14 protein-coding genes are annotated in these 15,543 nt (G+C 60.8%); 9 read left to right on the top strand and 5 right to left on the bottom strand.

Features of this window, described 5'->3' with window-relative positions:
* Positions 1-57 precede the first annotated feature (57 nt).
* From AC4IHP_RS00420 to AC4IHP_RS00385, 8 genes are all read left to right on the top strand, one after another.
* Positions 58-825 (top strand): TerC family protein, encoded by a 768-nt coding sequence (locus tag AC4IHP_RS00420; RefSeq protein ID WP_460122584.1) that lies wholly within the window; start codon positions 58-60, stop codon positions 823-825.
* A gap of 326 nt (positions 826-1,151) precedes the next feature.
* A complete protein-coding gene (locus tag AC4IHP_RS00415; protein ID WP_490830608.1) occupies positions 1,152-2,810 on the top strand; it encodes a Na/Pi cotransporter family protein in 1,659 nt (552 codons plus the stop codon).
* Positions 2,811-2,985: 175 nt separating this feature from the next.
* Positions 2,986-4,380, top strand: coding sequence for a M16 family metallopeptidase (locus tag AC4IHP_RS00410; protein WP_460122588.1), 1,395 nt, complete (start codon positions 2,986-2,988; stop codon positions 4,378-4,380).
* A 190-nt stretch (positions 4,381-4,570) separates the two neighbouring features.
* Positions 4,571-5,599 carry a DUF5924 family protein gene (locus AC4IHP_RS00405; protein WP_460122590.1) on the top strand — a complete coding sequence of 343 codons (1,029 nt, stop codon included), beginning with the start codon at positions 4,571-4,573 and terminating at the stop codon, positions 5,597-5,599.
* 54 nt (positions 5,600-5,653) lie between these two features.
* The gene (locus AC4IHP_RS00400) at positions 5,654-6,802 is read left to right on the top strand and encodes an ABC transporter permease (RefSeq protein WP_490830607.1); all 1,149 of its coding nucleotides are present in this window, start codon (positions 5,654-5,656) and stop codon (positions 6,800-6,802) included.
* The gene (locus AC4IHP_RS00395) at positions 6,799-7,602 is read left to right on the top strand and encodes an ABC transporter ATP-binding protein (RefSeq protein ID WP_460122594.1); all 804 of its coding nucleotides are present in this window, start codon (positions 6,799-6,801) and stop codon (positions 7,600-7,602) included. The genes AC4IHP_RS00400 and AC4IHP_RS00395 overlap by 4 nt, the downstream gene beginning before the upstream one ends.
* Before the next feature lies 1 nt (position 7,603).
* A complete protein-coding gene (locus AC4IHP_RS00390; protein WP_129998050.1) occupies positions 7,604-8,542 on the top strand; it encodes an MlaD family protein in 939 nt (312 codons plus the stop codon).
* Positions 8,539-9,165, top strand: a complete 627-nt coding sequence (locus tag AC4IHP_RS00385; RefSeq protein WP_460122597.1) for an ABC-type transport auxiliary lipoprotein family protein — start codon at positions 8,539-8,541, stop codon at positions 9,163-9,165. Before AC4IHP_RS00390 ends, AC4IHP_RS00385 begins: the two co-directional genes overlap by 4 nt.
* A gap of 115 nt (positions 9,166-9,280) precedes the next feature.
* Here the strand turns inward: AC4IHP_RS00385 and AC4IHP_RS00380 are convergent, their stop codons facing one another.
* The 5 genes from AC4IHP_RS00380 to AC4IHP_RS00360 form a co-directional block, all read right to left on the bottom strand.
* Positions 9,281-10,510, bottom strand: a complete 1,230-nt coding sequence (locus AC4IHP_RS00380; protein ID WP_071173947.1) for a nucleoside recognition domain-containing protein — start codon at positions 10,508-10,510, stop codon at positions 9,281-9,283.
* 216 nt (positions 10,511-10,726) lie between these two features.
* A complete protein-coding gene (gltP, locus tag AC4IHP_RS00375) occupies positions 10,727-12,058 on the bottom strand; it encodes a glutamate/aspartate:proton symporter GltP (protein WP_039757150.1) in 1,332 nt (443 codons plus the stop codon).
* Positions 12,059-12,773: 715 nt separating this feature from the next.
* Positions 12,774-13,238 (bottom strand): inhibitor of vertebrate lysozyme family protein, encoded by a 465-nt coding sequence (locus AC4IHP_RS00370; RefSeq protein WP_460122599.1) that lies wholly within the window; start codon positions 13,236-13,238, stop codon positions 12,774-12,776.
* A 2-nt stretch (positions 13,239-13,240) separates the two neighbouring features.
* Positions 13,241-13,405 carry a DUF1328 domain-containing protein gene (locus tag AC4IHP_RS00365; protein WP_003177151.1) on the bottom strand — a complete coding sequence of 55 codons (165 nt, stop codon included), beginning with the start codon at positions 13,403-13,405 and terminating at the stop codon, positions 13,241-13,243.
* A 75-nt stretch (positions 13,406-13,480) separates the two neighbouring features.
* Positions 13,481-13,765, bottom strand: a complete 285-nt coding sequence (locus AC4IHP_RS00360; protein WP_039757148.1) for a hypothetical protein — start codon at positions 13,763-13,765, stop codon at positions 13,481-13,483.
* A 428-nt stretch (positions 13,766-14,193) separates the two neighbouring features.
* Between AC4IHP_RS00360 and algB the strand changes: the two genes are divergently transcribed.
* Positions 14,194-15,540, top strand: coding sequence for a sigma-54-dependent response regulator transcription factor AlgB (gene algB / locus AC4IHP_RS00355; RefSeq protein WP_460122602.1), 1,347 nt, complete (start codon positions 14,194-14,196; stop codon positions 15,538-15,540).
* Positions 15,541-15,543 lie beyond the last annotated feature (3 nt).

Raw genomic sequence — 15,543 nt, 5'->3', positions numbered from 1 at the left:
CTTCGCGGTTTGAAGCCCGGACCTTTTTCGGTTCAACAATTGCTCAAAGGAATACACATGGATTGGCTGACCAACCCCGAAATCTGGGTTGCTTTCTTTACCCTGACCGCCCTGGAAATCGTCCTCGGTATCGATAACATCATCATGATTTCGATTCTGGTCAGCCGCATGCCCAAACACATGCAGGCGCGCACGCGGATCTTTGGTCTTGGCCTGGCCATGATCACGCGGATCCTGTTGCTGCTGTCGATCACCTGGGTCATGCGCCTCACCGCCGACCTCTTCGAAGTGTTCGGCCAGGGTATTTCCGGTCGCGACCTGATCCTGTTCTTCGGTGGCCTGTTCCTGCTGTGGAAAAGCTCGCAGGAGATGTACCACGCGCTGGAAGGCGAAGACGAAAGCGACGACGCGCCATCGGGCAAGGGCGGGAACTTCCTCTACACCATCATCCAGATCGCGATCATCGACATCGTCTTCTCGCTGGACTCGGTGATCACCGCCGTCGGCATGGTCTCCCACGTTCCAGTCATGGTCGCGGCGATCGTCGTGGCAGTGCTGGTGATGATGCTGGCCTCGGGCAAGATCAGCGAATTCATCGACAAGCACCCGTCGCTGAAAATGCTTGCCCTGTCGTTCCTGCTGGTGGTCGGTACCGTGCTGATCGCCGAATCGTTCGACGTGCATGTGCCTAAAGGCTACGTCTACTTCGCCATGGCGTTCTCGCTGGCGGTGGAAGCGATCAACATCAAACTGCGCGGCGCGATGGCCCGCAAGAAGAAGCAGCAGGATCCGGTGAAACTGCGCAAGGATGTTCCGGGCCAATAACCCGGTAGTCCAGCGGCACGCTACACCCCTGTGGGAGCGCGCCTGCTCGCGAAGACGGAGTGCCAGTCGACAACAATGTTGGCTGGCTCACCGCTTTCGCGAGCAGGCTCGCTCCCACAGTTGTTTTGGGCAACAGAGGGGAAAGGTGTCGGATTCGGTGAGTGGATGCATCTGTTTTGATGACACTTTTGTTTCAATCCACGCTTTAGCTGTGCAATGCTGGCGCCGAGACCGTTAGCCAACTACAGCTTAAGTATCAAAAACGTAGAAACCGCGCGGTGCCGTCCACTTGCCCCTCTGGGGCGCTGCTACTACAGGGGGTCTGCATGCTCACCCTGCTCAATCTGCTGTCCGCCGTCGCCCTGCTGATCTGGGGCACGCACATCGTCCGAACCGGCATCCTGCGGGTTTATGGCACCAATCTGCGACATGTCATCGGCCAGAACATGTCGAAGAAATGGCTGGCGTTCATCGCCGGCATTCTCGTCACCGCCATGGTCCAGAGCAGCAACGCCACGGCGATGCTGGTTACCTCGTTTGTCGGCCAGGGTTTGATGGCGCTGACGCCAGCGCTGGCGACCATGCTTGGCGCCGACGTCGGCACCGCGTTGATGGCGCGGGTGCTGACGTTTGATTTGTCGTGGCTGTCGCCGTTGCTGATTTTCCTCGGGGTGATTTTCTTTCTGTCGCGCAAACAGACGCGGCTCGGGCAGATGGGCCGGGTGTCGATCGGCCTGGGGCTGATCATTCTCGCCCTGCAATTGATCGTCGAAGCCGCCGCACCGATTACTCACGCGCAGGGGGTGAAGGTGATTTTTGCCTCGCTGACCGGCGACATCCTCCTCGACGCCCTGGTCGGCGCGTTGTTCGCAATGATTTCCTACTCCAGCCTCGCCGCCGTGCTGCTCACCGCTACGCTGGCCGGCGCTGCGGTGATCAGCCTGCCGGTGGCGATCGGTCTGGTGATCGGCGCCAACATCGGCAGCGGCATTCTCGCGTTCATGAGCACCAGCATGCAGAACGCCGCCGGCCGTCAGGTTGCGCTGGGCAGTCTGTTGTACAAACTGATCGGCCTGCTGCTGATCATTCCGGTGCTCGACCCGCTGGTGCACTGGATCGACAGCCTCGACTTCAGCCCGCAGGAAATGGTCATCGGCTTTCACCTGCTCTACAACACCGCGCGCTGTCTGATCCTGCTGCCCAGCGTCGGGCCGATGGCGCGGCTCTGTGCGTGGCTGCTGCCGGAGCGGCCGGAGGTCAACGGCACCGCCAAACCGCGCCATCTCGACCCGACCGCGCTGGTCACGCCGAGCCTGGCGCTGGCCAATGCCGCGCGGGAAACCCTGCGCATGGGCGATCTGCTCGACAACATGCTCGACGCCTCCCTGGATGTGCTGCGCGGCAAGCAGACTGCAATCACTCAGGAGATGCGCCGCCTGACTGACGACGTCGAGGCGCTGTACAGCGCGATCAAGCTGTATCTGGCGCAGATGCCCCGCGAGGACCTCGGCGAGCAGGACAGTCGGCGCTGGGCCGAGATCATCGAACTGGCGATCAACCTGAAACTCGCTGCCGACCTGATCGAGCGCATGCTGCGCAAGATCCAGCAGCAGAAGACCTCGCAACGGCGCTCGTTTTCCGAAGAAGGCCTGGAAGACCTCGCCGGGCTGCAGCAGCAATTGATCGCCAATCTACGCCTGGGCCTGTCGGTGTTTCTCAGCGGCGACCGCGAAAGCGCGCGGCAGCTGCTGCGGGAGAAACGCCGCTTTCGTGCGCAGGAACGGCGTCTGGCCCACGCGCATGTCAGCCGTTTGCAACGCAAGATCGTGCAGAGTCTGGAGACCAGTTCGCTGCACCTGGAGTTGATCGCCGATATGAAACGGCTCAATTCGCTGTTCTGCAGTAGCGCCTATGTGGTGCTGGAAACAGCGGACACCGGCGCGCTGGCGGTGGATGACATGGCCGACATTACGCATTCGCCTTGAACGTCTGGGGCTGGGGTCAGTCAGTTACAGTGGTTCAGCCTTGAGACCGCATCGCTGGCAAGCCAGCTCCCACAGGGTTTTGTGAGCGCCGCAGATCCTTATGGGAGCTGGCTTGCCAGCGATGGGGCCCTGACTGACGACACGGATCTCCAAATCAGCCGTATGGAAGCCTGTTATGCGTTGCCTGTTGTTCGCCTGTCTGTTGCTCGGTTCCCTGCCCGCCTTCGCCCTGGATCGGTTTCAGGTCGAAGGCTATGCGCTGCCCAACGGTTTGCAACTGATGCTCAAGCCCGGCACCGAACGCGGCCATGTGGCGATCCGGCTGGTGGTCGGCGTTGGCCTCGATGACTTCGATTGCGACGAAAAAGAGCTGCCGCATTTGCTCGAACACCTGCTGTTCAGCGGTATCGACGCTACCGGCGAAGGCGGCTTGGAAGAGCGTATGCAGGCGCTGGGCGGTGACTGGAATGCATTCACCAGCAACGCCGACACCACGTTCGTCATCGAAGCCCCGGCGAAAAACCAGCGCAAGGTGCTCGATCTGCTGCTCGCGCTGCTGACTCAGACACGCATTGACGACAACGCAATCAACGCGGCGAAACGGGTGGTCGAGCGTGAGGACGGCGGGCATTACACCAAACTCCAGCGTTTCCTCGACCGGCAGGACCTCGGCCACACTGCGAGCAATCAGCTGGCTGTCGAGCTGGGACTGAAATGCCCGCAGCGCGCCGACGTCGGCCATCTGACCCAAGAGCAATTGGAGAAGGTGCGCAAGGCCTGGTACGCGCCGAACAACATGACCCTGATCGTCGTCGGCGAACTCGACAAACTGCTGCCGGCCTATCTGGAGCGCACCTGGGGCGAGCTGGAACCGGTCGAGCCGAGCGAACACCGGGCGCTGCCGGACATCCGCACCAGCGCCGCCCATGAGCGCACCCTCACCCGTGGCTTCATTGGCGACAGCGCCAAGCTGCACTGGCTGGTGCCGGAACCGGTGCTCGACGATCAGTACGATCAGACGTTCGACATTCTCAAGGATTACCTCGACTGGGCGCTGTACCGGCAGATTCGCCTCAACCACGGTTTGTCGTACGGGCCGTGGGCCGAGCGTGAAGTGTTCGGCGGTGTCGGCTTCATGAGCCTCAACGCTGATCTGGATCGCGATGACGTCGAAGAAGCCATTCAAGTGCTGGAAGACCTCAAGGCCGACCTGCTGAAAAACGGCCTCGACCCGAGTACCTTCGCCCGCATCAAACAAGCCGCCATCGCCCATCAGGCCTGGGCCGTACAAGGCAACAGCGCACTGGCGGACTATTACTGGAGCGCGCTGGCCGACTATCAGGATGGGCGCTTTGCCAATCCCGCGCGGGAGTTGCAAGGGGTGACGCTGGAAGCGGCGAACAAGGCCATGCGCGAGCTGCTGTTGCAGCCGGGATATATCCGGATCGAGAAGCCGTTGATCAGTGATGATCAGGTGTTGTGGCTGGTCGCCGGTGGTGTCGGCGTATTGCTGCTGATCGTGATCGGCTGGCGCCTGCATCGCCACCGCAAACATTCGCCGCAGCCCTGACACACAACCCTGTGGGAGCGAGCCTGCTCGCGAATGCGATGGCTTCCTCAACGGTGATGGCGGCTGTTACTACGCCTTCGCGAGCAGGCTCGCTCCCACAGGGAAAATTGCTCCGCGCACCACCTCGCCACAACGCCCGACGGACGCTACTCTGTCGGGGTATTTCCTTAGCCTGCAGTGAATCGCCCACATGTCGAAATTAACCCTCCTGGTCCAGCGCCTTCTCGAGCTGATGAAGCGCTACCCCGGAGTCATTGCGGCGGGTGGTTTCATTTCCGGGGTCGGCAGTTTCATCCTTGTCGATCGCCAGCAGGGACTGGCGAGCTGGATCACGGTGATCATGCTGCTCAGCTGGATCTGGCTGATGCTGGAAAACACCCTGACCGGACTGTTCACGCGGATCTTCAAGCGCGAGATTCCCCAGCCGCTGCTGCGCTACGCGACGCAGATGATCCATCAGGAAAGCCTGTTCTTCGTTCTGCCGTTCTTCTTCATCACCACGACCTGGAACAGCGGCCAGTTGATATTCACCGGGCTGCTCGGCATTGCCGCCCTGATCTCCATCGTCGATCCGCTGTATTACAAATGGCTGGCGCCACGGCGCTGGGCGTTTCTCGCGCTGCACACCCTGACCCTGTTTGCCGCCCTGCTCACTGCGTTGCCGGTGATCATGCACCTGACCACTGCGCAGAGTTTCAAATGGGCGCTGGGGATTGCCGTGCTGCTGTCGTTCCCGAGCCTGGCGTCGATCTTCCCGATCCGCACGGTGCGCAATGCCCTGGCGATTCTGTTCATCACAGTCGGCATCGGCGGCGTCGGTTGGGCGCTGCGTTCGTGGGTGCCGCCGGCAACGCTGTGGATGACCGACGTGGCGATCAGCACGCAGCTGCAGGACCGCACGCCCGGCGCCAGCCTCGATACCGTCAGCGCCGAGCAGATCCGCAGCGGCGGGCTCTACGCCTACACTGCGATCAACGCGCCGCGCGGTCTCGACGAGCGGATTTATCACGTCTGGACCTTCAACGGCAAAGAGGTCGACCGCATCGCCCTCGATATCCATGGCGGGCGCAAGGAAGGCTACCGGGCGTGGACGCACAAACAGAATTTCCCCGGCAACCCGGCGGGCAAGTGGCAGGTGCGGGTGTTGACCGAGGACGGTCAGTTGATCGGCGTGCTGCGTTTCGCAATTACCGACAGCACACCGGCCAAAGAAAACTGATCCGGTTCGTGCTATTACGTAGGATCTCGTAACGGCCGTACAAGCACGGAGCTTATGACCAGCAGCCCAACCCCCGGCAGTGCCTACCTGGACACCGCGCTCAGCCCTGCCCGCCTGCGGGTCAGCGGCGACTGGACGCTCGCCCACTACACGGCGCTCAAGCACCTGAGCGAAAAGCTCCGCGGCCAGTACGATGCCAATACTTCCATCGATCTGAACGGCCTCGGCGCCCTCGACACCGCGGGCGCCTCGTTGCTGGTGGAACTGCTCGGTTCCGAGCGCTTGGGCAAAACCGCCGAACACCCCGATTGCACCCTTTCAACTGCCGACCGCGCCTTGCTGCAAACCGTGTATTGCTCGCTGAGCGATTTCTGCGTGCCGATCAAGGAGCCGGAAGTCAGCGTCAGTGTGCAACTGCTGACGCGCATTGGTCGCGCGGTGGACAAGGTCTGGACTGACACGCTGCAGCTGCTCGGCTTCGTCGGCCTGATCCTCGAAGTCATCGCCCGTGGTCTGTTGCGGCCCAAGCGCTGGCGCATCACGCCGATGATCGCGCACATCGAGCAGACCGGCCTCGACGCCGCGCCGATCGTGGCCCTGCTGACGTTCCTGGTCGGCGCGGTGGTGGCGTTTCTTGGCGCCACAGTGCTGGCCAGTTTCGGCGCGACGATTTTCACCGTGGACCTGGTCGGCTTCTCGTTCCTGCGCGAATTCGGCGTGCTGCTCACGGCGATCCTGATGGCCGGGCGCACCGCCAGTGCTTTTACCGCACAGATCGGCTCGATGAAGGCCAACGAAGAAATCGACGCGATCCGTACTCTCGGTCTCGACCCGATCGAATTGCTGGTGGTGCCGCGCGTGCTGGCGCTGCTGGTGGCGCTGCCGATGCTGACGTTTCTGGCGATGCTTTCGGGGATCGTCGGCGGCGGCGTGGTCTGCGCAGTGTCGCTGGACATCTCGCCGGCGATGTTCCTCTCGCTGCTGCAATCGGACATCGGCATTCAGCATTTTCTGGTCGGCCTGGTGAAGGCGCCGATCTTCGCCTTCCTGATCGCGGCGATTGGTTGTCTGGAAGGCTTCAAGGTCAGCGGCAGCGCCGAATCGGTCGGCGCGCACACCACCTCCAGCGTGGTCCAGTCGATTTTCGTGGTGATCGTGCTCGATGCGGTGGCTGCGCTGTTTTTCATGGAGATGGGCTGGTGAGTCGTCTACCCCGCGCGCCCTCAGAGGCGGTGATCGAAGTCCGTGGCCTGTGCAATCGCTTCGGCCCGCAGAGCGTGCACGAGAACCTTGATCTGGACGTCTACAAAGGCGAAATCCTCGCCGTGGTTGGCGGCTCCGGTACCGGCAAATCGGTGCTGCTGCGCAGCATCGTCGGGCTGAATCGGCCCAGCGAAGGCATGGTCAAAGTCTTCGGCCAGAACTTGCCGAACCTGGCCGAGCATGAACGCTCGCTGATCGAAAGGCGCTTCGGTGTGTTGTTTCAGAAAGGCGCACTGTTTTCCTCGCTGACCGTGACCGAGAACGTCGCCCTGCCCCTGATCGAACACGCCGGCCTCAGCCGTCACGACGCCGAGCACCTGGCGGCGGTGAAACTGGCGCTGGCCGGGCTGCCGCTGTCGGCGGCGGACAAGTACCCGGCGTCGCTGTCCGGCGGCATGATCAAGCGTGCGGCGCTGGCGCGGGCCCTGGCGCTGGATCCGGACATTCTGTTTCTCGACGAACCCACCGCCGGCCTTGATCCGATTGGCGCGGCGCAGTTCGATCAATTGATCCTGACCCTGCGTGATGCGTTGGGTCTGAGTGTGTTTCTGGTCACCCACGACCTCGACACGCTGTACACCATCACCGATCGCGTGGCGGTGCTGGCGCAGAAGAAAGTACTCGTCGCCGGCCCTATCGACGACGTCTCGGAAACCGACGACGCGTGGATTCACGAATACTTCCACGGCCCGCGCGGCCGCTCGGCGCTGGACGCCGCCAAACTGCTCAACGAGGTCTGATATGGAAACCCGAGCCCATCATGTGTTGATCGGCCTGTTCACGGTGATCGTCGTGGCCGGCGCCCTGCTCTTCGGCCTGTTTCTGGCCAAGTCCAGCGTCGACACCGAGTTCAAGGACTACGAAGTGGTGTTCAATGAGGCAGTCAGCGGTCTGTCCAAGGGCAGTTCGGTGCAGTACAGCGGGATCAAGGTCGGCGATGTGGTCAGCCTGCGCCTCGACCCGCAGGACCCGCGCAGGGTACTGGCGCGGATTCGTCTGGCGGGCGACACGCCGGTCAAGGAAGACACCCAGGCCAAACTGGCACTGACCGGCATCACTGGCACCTCGATCATCCAGCTCAGCGGCGGTACGCCAGAGAGCCCGAAATTGCGCGGGCATGACGGCCAGTTGCCGACGCTGATCGCTTCGCCCTCGCCTATCTCACGTCTGCTCAACGACAGCAGCGACTTGATGACCGGCATCAGCGCCCTGCTGCAAAACGCCAACCACATGTTCTCCGCTGAAAACGTCGACCGCGTGAGCAAGACCCTCGCCCATCTGGAACAGACCACCGGCACCATCAACGACCAGCGCGGTGATATCAAACAAGCGATGCAGCAACTGGCGACCGTCGGTAAACAGGCCGGCAGCATGCTCGAACAGACCTCGCTGCTGATGCGCAACGCCAACGGTCTGCTTAACGATCAGGGCAAACAGGCCTTGGGCAGCGCCGAGCAGGCGATGAAGTCGCTGGAACAAAGCAGCGTGACCATCAACGGCTTGCTCAGCAAAAACCAGAACTCGCTGGATAACGGCATGCAGGGCCTCAACGGTCTGGCCCCGGCGATTCGCGAACTGCGCGAGACGCTGACCTCGCTGCGCGCCATCTCCCAACGCCTTGAGGCCAACCCCAGCGGCTACCTGCTGGGCAGCGACAAGAACAAGGAATTCACCCCATGAAGTTGACTCGAATCGCCCTCCTCGGCGCCGGCTTGATCCTGATTGGCGCTTGCTCGATCTTGCCCGAGTCGGAACCGTCGGATGTCTACCGCCTGCCCGCCGCACCGGCGCCCGCCTCGGCCAACCCGGCGGCGACGCAGTCGTGGTCGCTGCGCTTGAATAAATTGCAGGCCAGCGAGGCGCTGAACCGGCCGAGCATTGCTGTGATTCCGCAGGGCGATGTGATCAGCAGCTACAAAGGCTCGCGCTGGAGCGATCCGGCGCCGGTGCTGCTGCGCAATCGCCTGCTCGATGGATTCCAGCGTGACGGCAGAGTGACGTTGCTCAGCACTGACGACAGCAACTTCCAGGCGGATCTGGAACTGGGCGGCAGTTTGCAGGCGTTTCAGACCGAATATCAGGGCACCCAGGCCGGCGTTGTGGTGCGGGTCGATGCGTTGCTGGTGCGTGGCTATGACCAGCGCATCCTCGCCAGCCGTCGCTTCGAAGAGCGCCAGCCGTTGAACGATGTGCAGGTGCCGGCGGTGGTCGCCGGGTTTGGCCAGGCCAGTGATCGCCTTACGGCCAAGGTTGTGGCCTGGGCCGTCGAGCAAGGCCAGAAACTTGCCCCGCAACCCCGCTGACACACCACAACTCCTGTGGGAGCGAGCCTGCTCGCGAAAGTGGTGTATCAGTCACTTAAGCGTTGACTGACACTCCGTCTTCGCGAGCAGGCTCGCTCCCACATGGGAATTTTGCTCAGCCGAAGAACCAGTAGCAGACCCCGATGGCGCCGACCACTCCGGCAAACTCCGCCAGCAACGCACACCCCACCGCGTGCCGCGCGCGCTGAATGCCCACCGCGCCGAAATACACCGCCAGCACATAGAACGTGGTCTCGGTACTGCCCTGCACCGTCGCTGCAACAAGCGCCGGGAAGCTGTCGACGCCGGAAGTCTGCATGGTCTCGATCAGCATCGCCCGCGCGGCGCTGCCGGAGAACGGTTTGACCATCGCCGTCGGTAGCGCGTCAACGAAGCGCGTGTCCCAACCGGCCCACTCGACCAGATGGCGAATGCCGTCCAGGCCGAAATCCAGCGCACCAGACGCGCGCAACACCCCGACTGCACAGAGCATCGCCACCAGATACGGCAGCAGGTTTTTCGCCACATCGAAGCCTTCTTTTGCGCCTTCGACGAACGCTTCATACACCTTGACCTTGCGCAGCGCGCCGATCAGCAAAAACAGCATGATCAAGCCGAACAGCGTGAGATTGCCGAGGATCGACGACAATCCCGCCAGTGCCGTTGCAGAAAGCGTACCGAGCAGGGCCATGAAACCGCCGAGGATCAGCGCGCCGGGCAGCAGATAGGCGAGCACTACCGGGTCCCAGATGCGCAGGCGCTGCATGAAAGCTACGGAAAGGAAACCGACGATGGTCGAGCAACTGGTCGCCAGCAGAATCGGCAGGAACACCAGCGTCGGATCCGGCGCGCCTTGCTGAGCGCGGTACATGAAAATGGTCACGGGCAGCAGGGTCAGCGACGAGGCGTTGAGCACCAGAAAGAGGATCTGCGCGTTACTGGCGATGGTGGCGCTGGGATTGAGCTCCTGCAACGCCTTCATGGCTTTCAGGCCGATGGGTGTGGCGGCGTTGTCCAGGCCCAGACCGTTGGCGGCAAAGTTCAGCGTGATCAGGCCAAGGGCAGGGTGGCCGGCCGGGACTTCCGGCATCAGCCGTAGAAACAGCGGGCCGAGGACCTTGGCCAGCCACTCGACGATCCCGGCTTTCTCGGCGATGCGCAGAAAGCCCAGCCACAGGGTGAGGGTGCCGAACAGCAGCACCATGACTTCGACCGACAGCTTGGCCATGGCGAAAATGCTTTCCACCATCGCCGCGAAGATCCCGGCGTTGCCGCCGATCAGCCACTGCGCCAGCGCCGACACGGCTGCCACGATGAAGAAGCCAAGCCACAGGCCATTAAGCATCAGTCAAATCCCCCGAAGAATGCGGCGAATGATAGCGGGGTCGCCAGAAACGACAAACCCCGGATTGCTCCGGGGTTTGTATGGATCTGCCGCCCCCCGATTTACTGGGTGGCCTCAATCTACTGTAGGAGCTGCCGAAGGCTGCGATCTTTTGATTTTGTTTTTTAAAAGCAAGATCAAAAGATCGCAGCCTGCGGCAGCTCCTACAGGGGGGTGTCAGTTCTTGGAGATTTCGCCAGCCGGCAGTTTTTCCTTGCTGCGCCAGTGCGGCAGGGAGTTCCAGTAGCGCTCGCCCTTGGCATCGTCGTACATGCCTTCCCAGCGCGCGATAACCAGCACGGCCAGAGCATTACCGATGACGTTCAGTGCAGTACGCGCCATGTCCATGATGCGGTCGACACCGGCGATGAACGCCAGACCTTCCAGCGGAATGCCGACGCTGCCCAGTGTCGCCAGCAGCACTACGAAGGACACACCCGGTACGCCGGCAATGCCTTTGGAGGTGACCATCAGCGTCAACACCAGCAGCAGTTGCTGGCTGATCGACAGGTCGATGCCGTACAGCTGGGCAATGAAGATCGCCGCGATCGACTGGTACAGGGTCGAGCCATCGAGGTTGAACGAGTAACCGGTCGGCACCACGAAGCTGCAGATGGCTTTCGGCGCGCCGTAGGCTTCCATCTTCTCGATGACACGTGGCAGTACGGTTTCCGAGGAGGCGGTGGAGTAGGCCAGCACCAGCTCATCCTTGAAGATGCGCATCAGCTTGAGCACCGAAAAGCCGAACAGCTTGGCGATCAGGCCCAGCACCACGAAGGCAAAGAAGGCGATGGCGACGTAAACCAGAATCACCAGTTTCGCCAGCGGCAGCAGCGAGGCGAAGCCGAAGTTGGCCACGGTCACCGCGATCAGTGCGAATACGCCGATCGGGGCGTAGTTCATGATCATGTGGGTGACTTTGAACATGCTTTCCGAGACGCCCTGGAACATCTTCACCAGCGGCTCGCGCAGGTCCGACTGCAGGCTCGACAGGCCAAGACCGAACAATACGGAGAAGAAGATGATCGGCAACATTTCACCGCGGGCCATGGCCGCGAAGATGTTCGACGGAATCAGGTTGAGGATGGTCTCGATGAACGCATGTTCATGCTGCACTTCGGCGGCAGTCGCCTGGTACTTCGAAATGTCGACCGTGCCCAGGGTGCTCATGTCGATGCCGGTGCCCGGATGGAACACGTTGGCCAGCACCAGACCGACAACGATGGCGATGGTGGTGACGATCTCGAAATAGATGATGGTCTTCAGGCCGATACGCCCGAGCTTCTTGGCGTCGCCGACGCCAGCGATGCCGACGATCAGCGAAGAAATGACGATCGGGATCACGATCATTTTGATCAGACGGATAAAGATATCGCCTGCCGGTTGCAGGACGTTGCTGATCCACCAGGCCTTTTCGGCGCTGAAGTGGTTGAGCAACGCACCCAGTGCAATCCCCAGAACCAGACCGATGAGGATCTGCCAGGCGAGGCTGATTTTTGCCTTCTTCATTATCTTTACCCTTACTTGCGTTTGACTCAGGCACATGCAGGAACTGGAACGCTCATCAGCGGAAAAGTCTGTGCATCTGCCTCCGTATAAGGTGCCCCGAAGCGCGTGTTTACGGCTCTTCGGCAGGCGAAAAAAGGCGCAACTATTCCGATGCAAGGTGGCGCCGTCTAATGCCGTAAACGCCTACCCTATGCCGAATCGGCATGAGCTTTTTCAATTGAAACTGGCGTCCCAAGCGGTTCGATTGTGACATTTGTGCCGACATAAGTGCCGTGAACCGGCCATTACAGCGTAGGCCGCTTAAATTTTGTACAGGCAAAATCGGCGGAAATTTCCTGAAAAAGTCTGATTCGCAAGACTAGAGGCCACTCCGAACGAGCGCGATCTTTGTCGATATACGGTCGCGAGGAAACACCGCGAAATGTTTTCTTGCGCAGTGTCGACGATCAATAGAGGGGATTGGCGTACTGGATCAATGCTTTAGCACATTCAAAGCCCAGCGCAGATTCGTCAGACCATCGGGTCGACGAACCTGCGGCGCAGCTTTTACCCTGACCCGGCCCTTGCGCAGGTACTCCCTGTACCCGTAGGTCACTCCGACCCTGTATCAGTCAGAACGTCCCGGCCCCCTGGTCATGCACCGACCCTCATCGGGCGGCGCAATGGAAAGCAGCGGGGCGCTGCTTTCGTGTTCGAAAACCTTGTGCGTCCTGCATCAGTACCACTTCGGATCTTTCTTCAGGGTTTCCATCAGCAGATCCTGCATGCCCTGATCAGGCTTGCCGAAGAAGCGATAAGTCGCGTGGCGCGTAGGCGACTTGTCCTGCGGCAGACCTTCCGGCACATCGACCAGCATGGCGTAGGCGTCATCCTTGTCGAAGCTGAAGGCGACAATCAAACGGTGATTCAGGCACTTGTCCTGATTCTCGCAGAGCGGGCCGACCAGATACTGGTCGCCATCTTCCGTAACGGCATGCATCTGTTGTTCGGAGGTGCCGGACAGGTTGATCACCCATTCCGGTACGCGCTCTTCCTTTTTGATCACGCCTTCCCAGGTTTCACGGTACTGCTCGTCGGAGGCGAGCAGTTCGTTGACCCGGGTCTGGCCGTCATTGGCCGCCATGGCCATGGCACTGCCGCCCAGAAGCAGGGCGGCGGCCAATGTCTTGAGACCGATCATCGTTAACCTCGGCCGCGACGGCCAAAGAAGAAGGAAGCGATGAACATCACCAGGAACACGACAAAGAGAATCTTGGCGATACCCGTGGCGGTGCCCGCGATACCACCGAAGCCCAGAACGGCGGCGATGATGGCAATGATCAAGAATGTAATTGCCCAGCTCAACATGGTGATTCTCCTTACTTCTCTATTTAGGGGTGTTTCCGGTTTCCGACGCTCAGGCGTCCGAATGTGTTCAACGACTTAGAAGACCCAGCGCTCTTCCCGTGGCAGTTGGTCCAGCGGCTGTGCCTGGTCGACATCAATCATGTGCATCGAAGCGTTTTCGGCCTGGCTGCTGCTCACGGCACTGAAGTGCTTCTGCGTGCTGTGCTGCATCGAAATCAGTGGCTCGGGTTTACGGCTGTTTTCCCAGCTCATGTATTGCTGGCAGACGATCAGGGTGATCAACAACGCCAGTACACCGAACAGACCTTGCTGGATCTGCAGTGGCGAAATACGTACTTGGGCGGCGGTTGGGCGAGTCATCCTGTGTTCCTCACGCTTGTTCGGTTGGGGCAGTGCTGTTCTGCCCGGGCTGAGTGAGGTATTGCAGCCTGCATGCCAGTTTTTTGATGTACAGAAACATCAATAAAAACAATGACTTATATGCGGATGAGAAATTTCCTGCGACGCATCCTGCACGATGGCTCTTCTGCAGTCGTGCGCAATGCACGATTATTTCGTAGGAAATTTCGATGATATGGAATTGCTACCGGTACGCAGATGTCAGAAGAGGACGCAGGATCTGCCCTGCAAAATGCAGAATGTCTTAAAACTTAACGAAATCAATGAATTGGCCGTTATGGCAGTAGAGAGCTACCCTCCTATGGCTGGTATCGTTCAGAATCAACCATGCAACTTGCCCGATTTTTCCGGGACTAACCCAAGACTAATCACTATGGAGCGTAGGAAAAATGGAATCTGCCACTGAGCAACAAGGCCGCATTCTGCTGGTGGATGATGAATCCGCCATCCTGCGTACGTTTCGTTATTGCCTCGAAGACGAGGGCTATACGGTAGCCACGGCCAACAGTGCAACTCAGGCCGAGGCATTGCTGCAACGCCAGGTTTTCGACCTGTGCTTCCTCGATTTGCGTCTGGGCGAGGACAACGGTCTCGATGTCCTTGCGCAGATGCGCATTCAGGCGCCGTGGATGCGCGTGGTCATTGTCACCGCCCATTCGGCGGTCGACACCGCCGTTGACGCAATTCAGGCCGGCGCCGCCGATTACCTGGTCAAGCCGTGCAGCCCTGATCAACTGCGTCTGGCCACCGCCAAGCAACTGGAAGTGCGCCAGCTCTCCGCGCGCCTTGAAGCGCTGGAAGGCGAGATCCGCAAACCGAAAGACGGCCTTGATTCCCACAGCCCGGCGATGAAAGTCGTGCTGGAGACGGCCCGTCAGGTCGCAAGCACCGACGCCAACATTCTTATCCTTGGCGAGTCCGGCACGGGTAAAGGTGAGCTGGCCCGTGCGATCCACGGCTGGAGCAAGCGCGAGAAGAAGTCCTGCGTGACCATCAACTGCCCGTCGCTGACTGCCGAGCTGATGGAAAGCGAGCTGTTCGGCCATAGCCGTGGCGCGTTCACCGGCGCCAGCGAGAGTACTTTGGGTCGGGTCAACCAGGCGGACGGCGGTACGCTGTTTCTCGACGAGATCGGCGACTTTCCCCTGACGTTGCAGCCAAAGTTGCTGCGCTTCATTCAGGACAAGGAATACGAGCGGGTCGGCGATCCGGTCACTCGCCGCGCCGATGTGCGCATTCTCGCCGCGACCAACCTCAACCTCGAAGACATGGTCCGCGACGGCCGCTTCCGCGAAGATCTGCTCTATCGCCTCAACGTCATTACCCTGCATCTGCCGCCCCTGCGCGAGCGCGCCGAAGACATCCTGACCCTCGCCGATCGTTTCCTTGCACGTTTCGTCAAAGAGTACGCACGCCCAGCGCGCGGCTTCAGCGATGAAGCGCGGGAGGCGCTGCTCGGTTATCGCTGGCCGGGCAACATTCGCGAGCTGCGCAACGTGGTCGAGCGGGCCAGCATCATCTGCCCGCAGGAACGCGTGGAAATCAGCCACCTGGGCATGGCCGAACAACCGGCTAACAATGCGCCACGGGTCGGCGCGGCGCTGAGCCTCGACGAGCTGGAGAAAGCGCACATCGGCGCGGTTCTGGCCACCGCCGGCACCCTGGACCAAGCGGCGAAAACCCTCGGCATCGACGCCTCGACCCTGTACCGCAAACGCAAGCAGTACAACCTGTGAGCA

This window comes from Pseudomonas sp. UF-293 (genome assembly GCF_058245595.1).
The sequence above is the reverse complement of the archived record's forward strand: the minus strand, read 5'-3'. Positions and strand labels throughout refer to the sequence as shown.